At 66.4% G+C, this 15,328-nt stretch carries 18 protein-coding genes; 12 read left to right on the top strand and 6 right to left on the bottom strand.

Annotated features, from left to right (window positions below):
• Position 1 precedes the first annotated feature (1 nt).
• From EJI00_RS02950 to EJI00_RS02900, 11 genes are all read left to right on the top strand, one after another.
• Positions 2-355: a hypothetical protein gene (locus EJI00_RS02950; protein WP_126745969.1), complete on the top strand. Its 354-nt coding sequence runs from the start codon at positions 2-4 to the stop codon at positions 353-355.
• Positions 352-939 (top strand): hypothetical protein, encoded by a 588-nt coding sequence (locus tag EJI00_RS02945; RefSeq protein WP_126745968.1) that lies wholly within the window; start codon positions 352-354, stop codon positions 937-939. The genes EJI00_RS02950 and EJI00_RS02945 overlap by 4 nt, the downstream gene beginning before the upstream one ends.
• A 95-nt stretch (positions 940-1,034) precedes the next feature.
• A complete protein-coding gene (locus EJI00_RS02940) occupies positions 1,035-1,499 on the top strand; it encodes an HNH endonuclease signature motif containing protein (protein ID WP_221885021.1) in 465 nt (154 codons plus the stop codon).
• A 9-nt stretch (positions 1,500-1,508) separates the two neighbouring features.
• A complete protein-coding gene (locus EJI00_RS02935; RefSeq protein ID WP_260590433.1) occupies positions 1,509-2,111 on the top strand; it encodes a hypothetical protein in 603 nt (200 codons plus the stop codon).
• Entirely contained in the window at positions 2,112-3,038 is a 927-nt protein-coding gene (locus tag EJI00_RS02930; RefSeq protein WP_126745966.1) for a tail fiber domain-containing protein, read from the top strand.
• Positions 3,039-3,410, top strand: a complete 372-nt coding sequence (locus EJI00_RS02925) for a hypothetical protein (protein WP_126745965.1) — start codon at positions 3,039-3,041, stop codon at positions 3,408-3,410.
• The gene (locus EJI00_RS02920) at positions 3,407-3,940 is read left to right on the top strand and encodes a lysozyme (protein WP_126745964.1); all 534 of its coding nucleotides are present in this window, start codon (positions 3,407-3,409) and stop codon (positions 3,938-3,940) included. Before EJI00_RS02925 ends, EJI00_RS02920 begins: the two co-directional genes overlap by 4 nt.
• A complete protein-coding gene (locus EJI00_RS02915) occupies positions 3,937-4,515 on the top strand; it encodes a hypothetical protein (protein WP_126745963.1) in 579 nt (192 codons plus the stop codon). The genes EJI00_RS02920 and EJI00_RS02915 overlap by 4 nt, the downstream gene beginning before the upstream one ends.
• A gap of 104 nt (positions 4,516-4,619) precedes the next feature.
• Positions 4,620-5,201 carry a hypothetical protein gene (locus tag EJI00_RS02910; RefSeq protein WP_126745962.1) on the top strand — a complete coding sequence of 194 codons (582 nt, stop codon included), beginning with the start codon at positions 4,620-4,622 and terminating at the stop codon, positions 5,199-5,201.
• A 511-nt stretch (positions 5,202-5,712) separates the two neighbouring features.
• Complete coding sequence (locus EJI00_RS02905; RefSeq protein ID WP_126745961.1) at positions 5,713-6,816, top strand: hypothetical protein; 1,104 nt, start codon at positions 5,713-5,715, stop codon at positions 6,814-6,816.
• A 119-nt stretch (positions 6,817-6,935) separates the two neighbouring features.
• Positions 6,936-8,720 carry a hypothetical protein gene (locus EJI00_RS02900; protein ID WP_126745960.1) on the top strand — a complete coding sequence of 595 codons (1,785 nt, stop codon included), beginning with the start codon at positions 6,936-6,938 and terminating at the stop codon, positions 8,718-8,720.
• Here the strand turns inward: EJI00_RS02900 and EJI00_RS25315 are convergent.
• Positions 8,668-8,793 carry a hypothetical protein gene (locus EJI00_RS25315; RefSeq protein ID WP_260590432.1) on the bottom strand — a complete coding sequence of 42 codons (126 nt, stop codon included), beginning with the start codon at positions 8,791-8,793 and terminating at the stop codon, positions 8,668-8,670. The two genes, EJI00_RS02900 and EJI00_RS25315, sit on opposite strands and share 53 nt — an antisense overlap.
• Before the next feature lie 62 nt (positions 8,794-8,855).
• Here EJI00_RS25315 and EJI00_RS02895 point away from each other — a divergent pair, with 62 nt between their 5' ends.
• Complete coding sequence (locus tag EJI00_RS02895) at positions 8,856-9,092, top strand: hypothetical protein (RefSeq protein WP_126745959.1); 237 nt, start codon at positions 8,856-8,858, stop codon at positions 9,090-9,092.
• A 382-nt stretch (positions 9,093-9,474) separates the two neighbouring features.
• Here EJI00_RS02895 and EJI00_RS02890 read toward each other — a convergent pair whose 3' ends face one another.
• The 5 genes from EJI00_RS02890 to dapE all read right to left on the bottom strand — a co-directional run bounded on the left by EJI00_RS02890 (position 9,475) and on the right by dapE (position 15,309).
• The gene (locus tag EJI00_RS02890; RefSeq protein WP_126745958.1) at positions 9,475-10,194 is read right to left on the bottom strand and encodes a helix-turn-helix domain-containing protein; all 720 of its coding nucleotides are present in this window, start codon (positions 10,192-10,194) and stop codon (positions 9,475-9,477) included.
• A gap of 370 nt (positions 10,195-10,564) precedes the next feature.
• Positions 10,565-11,068, bottom strand: coding sequence for a hypothetical protein (locus tag EJI00_RS02885; RefSeq protein ID WP_126745957.1), 504 nt, complete (start codon positions 11,066-11,068; stop codon positions 10,565-10,567).
• A gap of 27 nt (positions 11,069-11,095) precedes the next feature.
• Positions 11,096-13,117: an ABC-F family ATP-binding cassette domain-containing protein gene (locus tag EJI00_RS02880; RefSeq protein WP_126745956.1), complete on the bottom strand. Its 2,022-nt coding sequence runs from the start codon at positions 13,115-13,117 to the stop codon at positions 11,096-11,098.
• A 138-nt stretch (positions 13,118-13,255) separates the two neighbouring features.
• Positions 13,256-14,137, bottom strand: a complete 882-nt coding sequence (gene prmB, locus EJI00_RS02875; RefSeq protein WP_126745955.1) for a 50S ribosomal protein L3 N(5)-glutamine methyltransferase — start codon at positions 14,135-14,137, stop codon at positions 13,256-13,258.
• Positions 14,134-15,309: a succinyl-diaminopimelate desuccinylase gene (gene dapE / locus EJI00_RS02870; protein WP_126745954.1), complete on the bottom strand. Its 1,176-nt coding sequence runs from the start codon at positions 15,307-15,309 to the stop codon at positions 14,134-14,136. The genes prmB and dapE overlap by 4 nt, the downstream gene beginning before the upstream one ends.
• Positions 15,310-15,328 lie beyond the last annotated feature (19 nt).

Below are 15,328 nucleotides of genomic sequence, written 5' to 3'. Positions count from 1 at the left end.
CATGCCCGCAGCCAAGCTCAAGCTCTCCATCGACCAAGGCGCCACGTTCACGAAAACCGTGACGTGGAAGACCGGGAAGCCCGCGCTGCCCGTCGATCTGACGGGTTGCACGGCGCGCATGCAGGTGCGGGAGACGATCCAGTCTGACGACGTGCTGCTGGAGCTTTCCACCACGGATGGCCGCATCACGCTCGGCGGCACCGCGGGCACCGTCAACCTGCGCGTGGAGGCCGCGGATACCGCGATCATCGCGTGGAAATCCGGCGTGTACGACCTGGAAATCCAATTCGCCGATGGCACCGTGCGGCGCCTGTTGTCCGGTTCGGTGACGGTCTCGCCCGAGGTGACGCGATGAACGGCTGCTGCCCTCCCGACATCCTCGACATTGGCGAGCCCGAGCTCGTTATCGACGAACAGGTCATCGTGGTGATCGATTCGGTCGAGCAGCCGGCAGACGTGCTCGAAACGGCCGCCGATGAGATCGTCACGGTGGACGGCGACGACACCACCATCGTCACACGCGAGCCGGAAATCACGCTGCTCGATGTGGGCACGCAAGGCCCACCCGGACCTCCCGGTGAGATGGGCGCCGCAGTGGTCGAGTTTCCGGCCGCAGTACCGCTCGGCGGCAACCGTGTCGTGCGTGTCCTGGGCGGCGAGGCCGTCTACGCCGATCACACCACCGTAGCTGACGCGAACCTGGTGCTGGGCATCACCCGCGGCGCCGTAGTGACCGGTGCGCTGGCGCAGATCCAGACCAGCGGTCTCATGACCGAGTCGTCCTGGGCATGGACGCCTGATCTTCCTGTCTTCGTTGGCCCGGTAGGGACGCTCACGCAGACCTCGCCGCTGGCCGGCTTCAACCTGATCGTCGGCATTGCCACGGGCCCGACGCAGATTTTCATCGGGGCGCGCATGCCCATCGTTCTCCAGGAATGAATATGCACTGCAGGTGCTGCACCAAGGAAATCCGAACTCGTATGGCTCGCGGCCTGTGCAGCCCGTGCTATCAGCGCGAGCGGCGAAACGGCACCTTGACGACGTTCCAGAGCACCAACGACATGACCGTTGAGCAGCGCGTGGCGCACTACTCGAAGGTCGATCCAAACACCGGTTGCGTCGAATGGCAAGGTGCCAAGAGTCACGGGTACGGCGTTCTGGGGTGCGGCGACAAACTGGTACTCGCACACCGACTCTCCTATTCGCTGCGCCACGGCCCGGTCCCAGCCGACCTTGTTGTACGCCACCGCTGCGACAACCCGGCGTGCGTCAACGTCGAGCACCTCGAGATTGGGACGCACAAGGACAACGCCGACGACAAGGTGGAACGCGGCCGCAGCCTGAAAGGCGAGCACTGCCCGAGTGCAAAGCTGATTGCGGAGCAGGTGGCCTCGATCCGCCGCGACACGCGCACGCACCGAGCGATTGCCGCTGTGTATGGCGTCACGCACCGCTGCATCGGGAACATCAAATCTCGCGCCACGTGGGCGCACATCTAGGAGAGAACAATGGGTACTTTGAGTTCGAAGCGCTTCATCAAGAACAACGCCGGCACCCTGACCGAAGAAGCCGCGCTCACCACTTCGGCGGGCGCTGGCGATGCCGACAAGCTGCCGGCGCTCAACGCGAATGGCGTCCTCGATGCGACCATCGTCAACTCAAAGACCAGTTCGGCCGGTGCCGGTGATGGCGGCAAGGTGGTGGCGCTCGGCGCTGATGGGCGCATCGACAGCACCATGATGCCAGTGGGCATCGGCGCGGATACGGCCAGCATCACGACCAGCGAGGCGCTCTCGGCCGGGGATCTGATCAACATCCACAACAGCACTGGCGCGAAGGTGCGCAAGGCGGACGCGACCACGGCTGGCAAGGAAGCGCACGGATTCGTGCTCGCCGCGTTCGGTTCTGGCGTGGCTGCGACGGTCTATTTCGAGGGCACCAACACCGCGGTGTCCGGCCTCACGCCTGGCCCACAGTTCCTGGCGACCACGGCGGGCCTGTCCGCGGGGGCCGCGCCCAGCGCCGCGGGCAACGTGGTGCAGCGCGTCGGCGTCGCAACCTCGGCCACGACTCTCAACTTCGAGGGCGGCCCGCCCATCGTGCTGGCGTAAATGGCTGACCAGAAGCCTCTTGTTCTCGTCTCCGGTGGCATTCGCCAGATCGCTACCGGCGACACCGTTCCAGTAGCGAACGGCGGCACGGGCGCGACCACGGCGGCGAACGCGCGGACGAATCTCGGAGCTGTGAGCAAGGCCGGTGACTCGATGACGGGAAACCTCACCATCGCGCCGCTCACGGGAACCGCTGGACTCATCCTCAACGTGAACGGCATGGCGACCAACAACGTTGCCATCTTGGGTCAGGACAGCGGTTCGACGCGCTGGGTCATTGAATTGGGGGCGAGCAGTTCGGGAGCCTTCGTGCTCTCGCGTTTCAATGGCGCGACCTACCTGAATTCGCCCATTTCGATCAACTGGAGTACGGGCGCGATGACCTTCATCGGCGCCACGACCTTTGTAGGCCAGATCGCCAGCGAGACTACCGCGCGCATCAATGGCTACTTTGCAAAGCAGGGGGTCAGCGGGGCATTCGGCGGAAACTCCCATAACTGGAATTGGACCGGTAGCGCAATTCAAGCGTGGGTTGACAGCACGAACGTGGGCACGGTCAGCCTCACCTCCGATGAGCGCGTCAAGCACAGCGTGTTCGATCTGACCCCTGACCGTGCTGCATATCTGCTGATCCGTCCGAAGACCTTCCATTACAGAGACATCGGCATCTTTACGGATAACGGTGAGCACTGGGGGTTCTCGGCGCAGAACCTTCTGACGTGCATGCCCAAAGCTGTGCACGGCTCGCCCGACGCGACGCTGGAAGACGGCACACCCCGACCGATGAGCGTCGAAGACCGGCCCATCCTGGCCCAGACGGTTCTACAGGTGCAGGCACTGATCGCCGAAAACACCGAGTTCCGTGCGCTCGTGATGGCACTTACCGCGCGCCTGGACGCGCTCGCTCCTCCTTCGGAGATCCTGTAAATGAACCCGCAATCCGTCATCTCCGAAATCAACGCGCCGATCCTCAAGGCTGGCACGGCCATCACGGCCGCAGTCGGCGCCAACACCAACACCGTGGAGAACGCGGCAATCCAGGTGGCCACCACGCTGGTGCAGACCAGCGCTGATCCGTGGTGGTTCTGGTTCGTGGTCTCCATCCCGTGGGGCCCGATCGCTTCGTTCCTGGCTGCGATCTACACGTCGATGCTCGCGGGCGAGTGGCTCTGGAAGAAGACGATCCGGCCGCTCCTGACCCGCTGGGGGTTCATGAAGCCGCCGCCGCGCCGCGTCTACACCGCGCAGGAGATCGCCGACGCCGCGGCGCTGCTCGACGCCGAGGGGGCGCAGCGATGAACCCGGTCCTTCGCAAGCGTCTTCTGGTGGCCGGCGCCAGCGGCACGCTCGCAATCGCTGCGGTCCTGCAGGCCTGGTACGAGGGCGAAGGGCCGACCGTTCGGCAGCCGAGCGGGGAGGTGCTCTCCGTGCCGTATCGGGACACGGGCGGCATCTGGACGGTGTGCCGCGGCGTCACCGGGCCCGAGGTCATCCCGACCAAGCGCTACACCGCAGGCGAATGCCGTGCCATGGAGGCCAAGCACCTGGCCATCGCCGAGGCCGCTGCGCGCCGCTACATCCGCAATTTCGACCAGCTCAACAAGTGGCAACAGGCCGCGCTGATTGACTGGTTCTACAACCTCGGCGCGAACGAACAGACGCTCGGCTCTACGCTGCGCGCGAAGTTCAACCGGGGCGACATCGAGGGCGGCTGCGATGAGCTTTCGCGCTGGGTGAAAGGCCGCGTGCGGGGCGAACTCGTGACGCTGAACGGCCTGGTAGATCGCCGCGGCACTGGCGAAGAGCTGTGCCTGCATTGGGGGCCATGACGATGCCAGACCTCCGCAACATTGCAATCTGGCTGCTGCTCGCGCTGGCCGTGGCCGGCTGGGGCGTGGGGTGCGCCGAGCGCACGCGCGCCGGCTTGGTGACCAACCAGCGCGACGAGGCCCGCGCAGAGCGCGACGCCGCGCGTGGCGAACGCAACAGCCTGTCGGCCGCCGTCACTGCGCAGAAGGCCGAGGCCGCAGCCACGCTGCGCACCTTGCAGGCCTCGGTGCTGGCCCAGCAGAAACGAATCGATGAGGCCCACGCGGCCCAGGAGAAAACCGATGCAACGAATCTTTCGACTCTCGCTGAGCTGCGTGATCGCCTGCGCCGTGAGCGCCTGCAGCGCGCCTCAGAAGATGCCCGACGTGGGAGCGGTGGTGGTGGCGCCCCAGGTGCGCCAGGCGCCGGTGCCGACCATCGTGCAGCAGGTGGGGCCCAAGCCGCCGGGCTACTTCCAGCAGCGCCTGATCGAGAGGCGGATGAGGAAGCCGACGCTTACGACGCCGACCAGATAAACGCGGCGTATGCATCCTGCAGGGCTGATGCCTTCGGCGCGCGTGGGCTGACGCGGTAGGTCGCGCTCGCGTGGGAGTGCTCCCCCAGTAGGGTTTGGGCACAGAAGGCCGTGGCAGTGGAATACCCGCCATCGACTTAGCGTTCACAACCTCGGGAATCATCATGGACCTGCGTATCCCCTCCGGCATCGGCGTTGACGAACTCCTGAAGGACATGGGCGACGGCACGTATGCGCGCGTCGTCTCTGTTGCGAGCACGGGCGGCGGCGGCGCTCCTGCCACCATGGCCGATGGCGCAGACGTGACGCAAGGTGCCAAGGCCGATGCCGCGGCCACCTCGGATACTGGCGCCTTCAGCCTGATCGCGCTCGTGAAGCGTGGGCTGCAGAACTGGACGACCCTGCTGGCGCGCTTTCCAGCATTCACCCAGAGCTGGAGCTATGCCGCGGCGGCCGGCGGCATCGTGGACACCACGGCCGTTGCGATGAAGACCGCCGCCGGCGCTGGCGTCAGGAACTACCTCACCGGCGCTTCCATCCAGAACGCCTCGGCCACGGTCGATACGGAAGTCCTCCTGCTCGACGGCGTGACAGCCATCGCCCGCTTCTTTGTGGGAGCGGGTCAGTCCGTCACCGTCACCTTCCCGTCGCCCCTGAAGTCGTCCGCGAATGCCGCCCTGAACGTCCAGTGCGTCACTACGGCGGCGCAGGTCTACGCCAACGCCCAGGGCTTCGTCGCGCCTTGACCGCGCCAGCGCGCACCCCCTTAGCGTTTGCGCGCGTGACGCCATCGGCCGAACATCAGGCCACATGAAAGGCTGACACATGGCGACCGAATACCCTCTCACTGCCCCCCGGCGCCCGCTGAGCGCAACCTCATCCGCGCCCCCTCCACCAGCGGGTGCTGCTCCCGAAGGGGGCGGCGCAGTCTTGGGGTTCTTTCCTCAACTGGGGCGCCATCAATTTCGGTCCAACACCATGGACGCCCAACTTCGCACCGGCTGGCAATCCACGGCGCCTGGACAGTTCGCGCCCGCGAAGCCACTGAGTCAGTCCGCAATTCCGCCAGTCCCGAGCCGGTTCGACGCAACGACGGACCCGCGTAGCACCCTCTATGCCGGTTCGCCTGCTGACGCGGCGCCAGCCGCGAGTCCACCGAGCGCGACCCCCCTCAGCGCGGCGGCCACGCTCGCGCCACCAGCTTCCGCCGCCCCTGCGCCTATACCGCTATCGCAAGCCGCAGGGCTTCCCGCTGGCGTGACGCGCGCCGGCAGCAGCTACAGCGGCACAGACATCGCCGCGCCCGCCGGTTCGTCGCCTGGCGACCCGACGCGCCCCAATTCCCTGGGCTCCGCAGCCGACACGCAGGCGCAACTGGCGAATCTGCAGAGATCGAATGCCAGCGTGCCGCAGGGCGGTCTTTCGGTGATCGACAACGGTGGCCCCGACCGCAACGCCGACTTCAACGACTCGGCGCAACTGCGGACGGTGCTGGCCCGCGGTGCGCCTCCCGGCCGCAATGGTGCGCAGGTGTTCGCGCAGCAGGTGGAAGGCGCGGCGATACCGCTTGCCCAGCGCGCGCAGCAGCAGGCGCTCCAGACGAAAGAGCAGGGCGCGAACCAACGTTCGACGCTCGAACAGCAGGGCCTCGCAGCGCGCGCGCAAATCACGGATGCGCGCCAGCAGGAGTCCAATTCGATCGATCGCGCGCGCCTTGGCATCGAGGCTGCGCGTGCCGGCAGCGCCGGGGTTCCGTCTGGTTACCGCATGCGCGCCGATGGCTCTGGTCTCGAGTTCATTCCGGGTGGGCCCGCCGACCCATCCTCCAAGGCCGGCGGCGGCAAGCCATTGACCGAAGGCCAGGGGAAGGCACTCCTGTTCGGCACGCGCATGCAGGCCTCGAATCAGATCCTGGCCGATCTGGAGAAAGGCGGGAAACTGTTCTCGACGCCGGGCGCCAACACGGGATACGGCGTTGGTGCAGTGGTCAACTTGGCAAACTCGAAAGAGGGGCAGCAGCTCGACCAAGCGAAGCGAGATTTCCTGAACGCCGTGCTGCGCCGTGAGTCAGGCGCGGTGATCGCCGACACGGAATTCGCCAGCGGCGACAAGCAGTACTTCCCGCAGCCGGGCGACAGCAAGGAGGTCATCGAGCAGAAGCGAAGGAACCGCGAGCTCGCCACGCGCGGGATTCTCGCGGAGGTGCCGGGGGCTGAAGAGCGCGTAGCCCAGGTGCGCGGCGCGGCCGCTGCGCCGGCCGCTGCCGGCCGGCCGCCACCGCCAGCGGCTGGCGCGCAAGAAGATGGCTACACCTTCATCGGGGGAGACCCTGCCGATCCGAAGAGCTGGAGGAAGTCGTAATGGCCGCCCCGTGGGAGAAGTACCAGGGGCGCCCGGGCGCGGAGCCTGCAAGCGCTGAGGCTACTGCCGCTGGCCCGTGGACACGCTACGGCGCACCAGCGGCGGGGGAGGGCGGTGGTGTGATTGAAAACACCGGTGTCGGCTTGATGCGCGGCCTGAGGAACGTCATCGACAAGCCGGCCGAACTGCTGGCCGGCGTTTTCTCTGACGCGGAGGCGGAAAAGGTTCGCGCGGGAAACGCGGAGAACAAGGCAGCAACTGACCGCGCCTACGGGGGCAGCACCGCCTACAAGGTGGGGCAAGTGGGCGGCGAAGTGCTGGCCACCCTACCCGTGGGCGGTGCGTTGGGTGCCGGCGTGCGGGCTGCCGGTGTGGCAACTGCCGCGCCGCGCGCCGTGGCCTTGGGCGACGCCATCGCCTCCGGCGGCCTACGCGCTGGGGGTGCAGGTCTCGCCACCCGGGCCGCGGGAGGCGCCATCAGCGGCGGTGCGACGGCCGGGCTCGTAAACCCCGATGACGCGGGCGCAGGAGCGGCCATCGGCGCTGCTGTACCGCTGGCAGTGCGCGGGCTGGGGCAAGTGGGCCGTGCCATTGGCGGCGTGGCACGGCCGTTCTATGGCGCGGGCCAGGACCGGATCGTGGGCAATGCGCTGCGCGAGTTCGCTGCGGATCCTGACGCCGCGCGCGCCGCGCTGGCCAGCGCCAGCGAGGTGATCCCGGGTTCTGTGCCCACTGCAGCTATGGCCGCTGGAGATACCGGATTGGCTGGCCTGAGCCGGACGGTGCAGGCGACGAATCCCACGTATGCCGCCGAGCTCACCGCGCGCCAGACTGCGCAGAACCAAGCGCGTACCGCGGCGCTCGATGATGTCGCCGGCAACCCTGGCAAGATGTCCTTGGCGAAACAGGCGCGCGACGACCTCACTGGATCGATGCGCGACGATGTGCTCAAGCGAGCGGGCGATGTGGCCGCCGAAGGCATCCTGACGCAACTCGACGGCATGCTGGCCAATCCCGACAACGCCGGGCAGCTCGCGCAGCAGGCGCTCGGCCAATTCCGCAATCGCATCGGCAGCCTGGCTGCTGCTGACGGCACCGTGAATGCCCGCGCCCTGTACGCGATCCGCAAGGACATCAACGAGGTTTTGGGTGGGAAGCTGCAAGGCGAGGCGGGGAATCTGCGCTACGCCGCCGGCCAGTTGAAGGGCGTGAAAAGCCTGATCGACGATGCGATCGACACGGCCAGCCGGCGCACCACGCTGCCGGGATCTCGTGAGATCGGCCCACTGGCGCAGCGAGTCGGCCCCGAAACAGGGGGCGTCACGAGCGGCAGCGCTCAACCCACCTGGCGCCAGTATCTCGAAACCTACGCGCGCGAGAGCCAGCCCATCAACCAGATGGAGAAGCTGAGCGATGTGCTTCGGACGCTTCAGACCGGAACCGTCGACACGCAGGGCAATGCGATCCTGTCGGCCGCCAAGCTGAACAACCTTCTGAAAAACCAAGGCGCGGACCTTGCGCGCGAGCTGACGCCCGATCAAATGGGCTTGCTTCGGCGACTGCAAGCCGACCTGAACGCAAGCCAACTCGCCAGCAATGCCGGGCGCGCCGTGGGTTCGAACACCGTGCAGAACCTGGCCAGCGATGGGCTGCTGCAATCGGTCGTCGGGCGTGGCTTGTCTGGCTCACCGGCAGCCCAAGGTCTGGCCGGTCGCGCACTGAACATGGTCTACGGCGGGGCGAATGCGCAGATCCAGGAGCGGCTCGCGCAGGCGTTGCTGGATCCGCAACGAGCCGCTGCGCTCATGCAGCCGAAAGGTCCGATTGGCCGCAGCGTGGCCGCGGCGCCGCTCAGTCTCGCGGCTCGCGCTGCTCCGGTCGCCCTGACAAGTCCAGGCCGTTGATGCCGCAATAGATGCCCCACCCGAGCGCGCCCACGCCGATGAGGATGAGCTTGATGGTGAGATAGGTGGTCATTGGGCTGAAATGTAGCTGAGTCGAAAGGTGGCGCGAAGGGGTCTCCGCGCTATGCTGGCGCCATGTCCGATTTCTACGCATCCAGCGGCATCCTGGCCAAGGTTCCGGGCGACGTGATAGGGGCCACGTCCATGAGCTTGCCGAAGCCGGGCCCCGGCCAGCCGCCCGAGCGCTTTGCCGAGGTCGACCACCACCTCGGCCGCGTGCGCATCACCTACAAGCTGTCCAGCACCACGCATCACAAGAGCACGAATTGGTACTGGAAAGCTGTCTTTGCGGAGCTGGTGGAAGGGGGTTAAAGATATTCCGCAAAAAAGAACAGGCCCGCGCGGGCATTGGCTTTGCGGCCATCGATATCCGCTGAATTGCGGAACACTTTTTTGCCTAAGTGGTTGATAGAATTGGGAATCTCGGTGGCCTTTTAATCCGTTGGTCACTGGTTCGAATCCAGTACGTCCTACCACCCGAATCGCGTGAATATTGAAAGCCTGCTGTCGAGAGATGGCAGGCTTTTTGTTTTTCGCGCTGCACGCAGCCCGCGGCAAAAAAAACAGCCCGCACAAGGGCGGGCTGGAAGGTGACCTGCTGGAGGAGGGAGGATCAGAGAGGATGCAGGCCACGGGGAGAAGGAGCCTCTACTGTGCCCGCCGAACCTGCACGCAACCTGACCTGGCGCGTGCGTCAGTCTTCGTCTTCCCACTTGCCGATGACGGTGCCGAGCACGGTGAAAGCCATGCGGATCGGCTCGTGCCTGGGGTTCAACGGCAGCAGCCAGCGGCGGCCGTCTTCTTCCTTGAAGACCTTGAACGTGACCTCGTTGTTCGACTCGAGCCTGGCGATGATGCGTTCGCCGTCCGCGGGCGCTGTTCGCAGCGCGTCGACGAAGATGATCGATTCCGCGGGGTAGCTCTTCAGGTGACCGTGCGGAGCGGTCATGCTGTCGCCGCGTACGCGCAATGCATAGGTGCTGCCGGCGCTGTGATGTGCAACGCAGGGAATCCATCGCTCGGCATCGATCGGACTTCGGCCGGCGCCGCCGGTCCATGTGGCCGCCTGCGTCCAGGCAAGGAGCGGCACCGTACCGGGCGTGCCCGGGCTGAATGAAGGGCTCGAGGGCGGCGTTCGCGTGACGCGGTACGGGCCGGGAGGTTCATTGGCGTTGTCTCGGGCCGGACGCAACTGCACTTCGTCCCATGGAGCGGGGCCGTCGCCGGTGTCAAGCCAGTTGGGGTCGACGCGATACGCGCGAGCGAGGGCGAGCAGGCCCATCGAGCGGCCGGTGTCGCCCCGTTCGATCTTCGAGATGTTCGACTGCTTGACGCCCGAAGCGGCTTCGGCCTGCTTCTGAGTCATCTTGGCGTATTTGCGTGCTGCCAATGCACGCGCTGCAATAGTCTCCATGGCGCAGATTTAAGCGCAGGCGAATATTCAACTTGGACTCTAGAATAGTTGAAAGGGAGTATTTGCCATGAAACCACGCAAGTTGGTGCTGGCGCCGAAAGCCTCAGGGCCAACGCAAAAGCAGACGGAAAAACGAGCACACGGCATGAAGCCGCGCCGCGGTCAGGTTCATCCCATGGGCTGACCATGCAAAGGCCATCGACACCGGGCCTGTGGCTCGACCGCGCGCTTTGCGCGCTATTGGCACTGCTGTCTGCCGCAGCGCTCTTCTACGGAATTCGCCTGCGGGACTACGGCTTGGGTGGTCTGGCCATTTCGGGCCTGGTCACCGCGGCTTGCGTCGGCCTTGCTCTGTTCGACGACTGCGCCTTCAGGCGGGCGCATGCGGTTCGGGAGGCGATAAGGCGAGGGTCGAGCTGACGCGCACGCAGTCCTTGATGTGCTGCTCGCCCAACGCACGCAAGGCGGCATAGCCGAGCGCGGCCGAGACGATCTGCCCGGCTATCGGCACGTACTTGGCGGCCTGCTTGGCTGTGAGCTTCACGCCGGCATGCCTGGCGAGCTTGATCAGCAGGTCGCGCGTGACCAGCCGGCCTACCAGCAGGGCGCCAACCGTCGTGGCAGCCTTCTGGATGCGCTCGCGCTGGTGCGGCGCGAGTTTTTCGACCTGGGTGACCGAGAGGCCGAACTCGGCGCTGATCTGCGGCACCAGCCGCGAGAGCAGGGCGGCATCGGCCGCCCAGTCGATACCGGGCAGCGGAATGGCGCTGGCGGCGGCGGCCATCAGGGCCTTGCGACCGATCAGGCGGCGGCTGCGGTGGACCGCGGCAATGAGCTTTTCGTCACCTCGGGCCAGTTCGATGGCGGACGGCATGGCGCGTGTCTCCTTTGCAGGTTCGGTTCAGGCCGCCAGCGCCTCGAGCTGGTCGGACAGGGCCAGCCAACGCTCCTCGAGGCGGCCGATTTCTTCGTTGAGGTCTTTCAGCCGCTTGCCTGCTTCGGCAATTTCAGCCGACGGCAGCGGCTGCGCAAGGCGCGCCTCGAGCGCCGTGCGTTCAGCACCTGCCGCGGCCAGGCGTTCGTCGATCTGCGCAATTTCGCGCTTGATCGGCCTGGCCTGGTCGCTGCGTTGCTGGCGACCCTGGGCGTCCTGCTTGCGCTGCTGCGGGTTCTTGCCGGCGGCCGCGGATTCGCTCTCGGTGGACGACGGCGCCGCGGGCGAGGCCGCAGCAGGCGCCGCGGCACTTGCAGCCTCGCGCACGGCCACCTTGGCCTCTTCGCGCAGCCGCTTGGCCTCGTCGAGCAGGTAGCGCTGGTAGTCGTCGAGGTCGCCGTCGAAATCGGTGACCACGCCGCGGCCCACGAGCCAGAATTCGTCGCACACCGAGCGCAGCAGCGCACGATCGTGGCTCACGAGCATCAGCGTGCCTTCGAACTCGTTCAGGGCCACGGCCAGGGCCTCGCGGGTGGCCAGGTCCAGGTGGTTGGTGGGCTCGTCCAGCAGCAGCAGGTTGGGGCGCTGCCACACCATCATCGCGAGCACCAGGCGCGCTTTTTCACCGCCGCTCATGGTGCCCACGGGCTGCTTCACCATGTCGCCGCTGAAGTTGAAGCTGCCCAGAAAGCCGCGCAGGGCCTGCTCACCGGTGGCCTCTTTCACGCTGCTGCCGAGTTCCCGCGCCATGCGCACCATGTGCTCCAGCGGCGTGTCTTGCGGGCGCAGCACGTCGAGTTCCTGCTGCGCAAAGTAGCCGATGTTCAGGCCCTTGCCCTCGGTCACCTGGCCGGCCAGCGCGCCCATTTCGCGCGCAATGGTCTTCACCAGGGTCGACTTGCCCTGGCCGTTGGCGCCCAGAATGCCGATGCGCTGGCCCGCCAGCACCGAGCGGCTGACTCCGCGCAAGATGGTCTTGGGCTCTTCGCCTTCGATCTCATAACCGAAGCTCGCATTGCTGATCGAGAGCATCGGGTTCGGAATATTGCCGGGCTCCTTGAACTCGAAGGTGAAGTCGGCTTCGGCCAGCAGCGGCGCCACGCGCTCCATGCGCTCCAGCGCCTTGACACGGCTTTGCGCCTGCTTGGCCTTGCTGGCCTTGGCCTTGAAGCGGTCGATGAACTTCTGCAGGTGGGCGATCTTGTCCTGCTGCTTGCTGAAGGCGACTTGCTGCTGCTCCATCTGCAGCGCGCGCATGTCCTCGAACTTGCTGTAGTTGCCGCCGTAGCGCGTGAGCTGGGCGTTGGCAATGTGCAGGGTCACGTCGGTCACGGCGTCGAGAAACTCGCGGTCGTGGCTGATGACGATCATGGTGCCGGCGTATTTCTGCAGCCAGGCTTCGAGCCAGACGAGCGCGTCCAGGTCCAAGTGGTTGGTGGGTTCGTCGAGCAGCAGCAGGTCGCTCGGACACATGAGCGCGCGGGCCAGTTGCAGGCGCATGCGCCAGCCGCCCGAGAAGCTGTTCACGGGCTCGTCGAGCTCGTGCGACTTGAAGCCCAGGCCAAGAATCAGCGCCTGCGCGCGCGGCACTGCGTCGTGCTCGCCGGCGTCGGCCAGGTCGGTGTAGGCGTGGGCCAGTTCCATGCCGATGTCGCCGTCATCGGGGTTGGCCTCGTAGGCGGCCTCGATCGCGGCCAGCTTCTCGCGCAGCTCGGTCAGGCGGGTGTCGCCGCCCACCACGAATTCGGTGGCCGATTCGTCGGTTTCGGGCATGTTCTGCGCCACCTGGGCCATGCGCCAGTGCTTGGGCACCGAAAAGTCGCCGCCGTCTTCGTGCAGCGTGCCGTTGAGCAGCGCGAACAGTGTCGACTTGCCTGCGCCGTTGCGGCCCACCAGGCCGACCTTTTCACCGGGGTTGAGGGTGACGGTGGCGCCGTCGAGCAGAACCTTGGCGCTGCGGCGAAGAATGACGTTTTTGAGAGTAATCATGAAATAGGAACCGTAGGGGCGATTATCCCGCCCAGCCCCGGGCGGCCTGGCACAAAGGGGCATAGGGGCGAAGAGCGCCCGTTAAAGGGGGCCGCAGCGCAGGCTGCGGAAAAGCGGTGGGGGCTCGACCGGGCGCAGCTAACGCGCGCCGGCACCGGCCAGCAAAGCGGCTCGGGTGACCAGCAGGACCTGGTCCTCGCCCGCCGATGTTTCGAGCCACACCACCTCGAGCTGCGGAAATGCCGCCTCGAAGTAGTCGCGCTCGTTGCCGATTTCAAGCACCAGCACCGCCTGCTCGCTCATGCGCGAAGGCGCGTCGGCGAACAGCTGGCGCACAAAGTCCATGCCGTCGGTGCCGCCGGCCAGCGCCAGTTCAGGCTCGGCGCGGTATTCGGCGGGCAGGGCGGCCATGCTCGCGCTGTTCACGTAGGGCGGATTGCACAGCACCAGGTCGTAAGGGCCGGCCACTTTCTTCAGGCCGTCCGATTCGATCAGCGTCACGCGTGCGTCGAGCTGATGCCGCGTCACGTTGATGGCGGCCACCTCGAGCGCTTCCACCGACAGGTCGGCGGCATCCACCGTTACGTCCGGATAGGTCAGCGCCGCGAGCACGGCCAGGCTGCCGTTGCCGGTGCACAGATCGAGCACGCGCTGTGTGTGTTCGCCCAGCCAGTAGTCGATGCTGCCGTCTGCAATCAGTTCGGCGATAAAGCTGCGCGGCACGATGGCGCGCTCGTCCACGTAAAAGGACACGCCCTGCAGCCAGGCCTCCTTCGTGAGGTAGGCGGCAGGCTTGCGCGTGGCAATGCGCTCTTCGATGAGTGCGTGCACCTTGCCGGCGTCGGCCGGCGATACGGGGCTGTCGGCCACCCCGTCCAGTTCGTCCAGCGGCAACTTCAGGCGCCACATCACGAGCCAGGCGGCTTCGTCGAAGGCGTTGGCGGTGCCGTGGCCGAAGGCGACGCCGGCTTCTTCCAGCCGCTTGGCGCCGGCCTCGATCAGCTCGATGACGGTGCTCATCGGGCCAGCGACGCTTCGAGCCGCTCCAGCGTGCGCTTGTAGATGTTCTTCAGCGTCTCGATCTCGGCCACGTCGATGTGCTCGTCGATCTTGTGGATGCTGGCGTTGACCGGACCCAGCTCGACCACCTGCGTGCAGATCTTGGCGATGAAGCGCGCATCGCTGGTGCCGCCGCTGGTCGACAGCTCGGTCTGGATGCCGGTTTCATCGGCAATGGCCGCCTGCACCGACGCCACCAGTTCGCCCGGTGTGGTGAGAAAGGGCAGGCCGCCCACGGTCCACGCGAGCGTGTAGTCGACGCCGTGGGCATCGAGCACCGCGTGCACGCGCTTCTGCAGCGATTCGGGTGTCGACTCTGTCGAAAAGCGAAAGTTGAAGTCGATGACCGCGCTGCCCGGAATCACGTTGCTCGCGCCGGTGCCCGAGTGGAAATTGCTGATCTGCCAGCTGGTGGGCTGGAAGTACGCATTGCCCGCGTCCCAACCGCCGGCCGCGTTGATGGCCACCAGTTCGGCCAGCGCGGGCGCAAAGGCGTGCACCGGGTTTTTCGCCAGGTGCGGATAGGCGATGTGCCCCTGCACGCCGTTGACCGTGAGCTTGCCGCTCATGGTGCCGCGGCGGCCGTTCTTGATCATGTCGCCGCAGCGCTGGACGGCGGTGGGCTCGCCGACGATGCAGTAGTCGATGACTTCGCCGCGCGCGGCGAGGGCGTTGCATACGACGACGGTGCCGTCGATGCCCGGGCCTTCTTCATCGCTGGTGAGCAGCAGCGCGAGCGTGAGCTTGGGGTCGGGCATGGCCTTGAGAAATTCTTCGATCGACACCACGAAGGCGGCGACCGAGGTCTTCATGTCGCAGGCCCCGCGGCCGTAGAGCTTGCCGCCGCGGTGCGTGGGCGTGAAGGGGTGGCTGGTCCATTGCTCGACCGGGCCGGTGGGCACCACGTCGGTATGGCCCGCGAACACCAGCGTCTTGGTTGCCCTGGCGCCAGTGGGGCGGCGCACCGCCCACAGGTTGGTCACGCGAAAGTCGGCCGGGCCGCTCTCGATGGTTTCAAGCGTGAAGCCCAGCGGCGCCAGCCGTTCGCCGATGATCTGTTGGCAACCCGCATCCTCGGGGGTGACGGAGGGGCGCGAGATGAGTTGTTCGGCGAGCTGGAGCGTACGGGACATCAGAAAAAAGCCAGGGGGC

This window comes from Variovorax sp. DXTD-1 (assembly GCF_003984625.1).
Taxonomy (GTDB): domain Bacteria; phylum Pseudomonadota; class Gammaproteobacteria; order Burkholderiales; family Burkholderiaceae_C; genus Variovorax.
The sequence above is the reverse complement of the archived record's forward strand: the minus strand, read 5'-3'. Positions and strand labels throughout refer to the sequence as shown.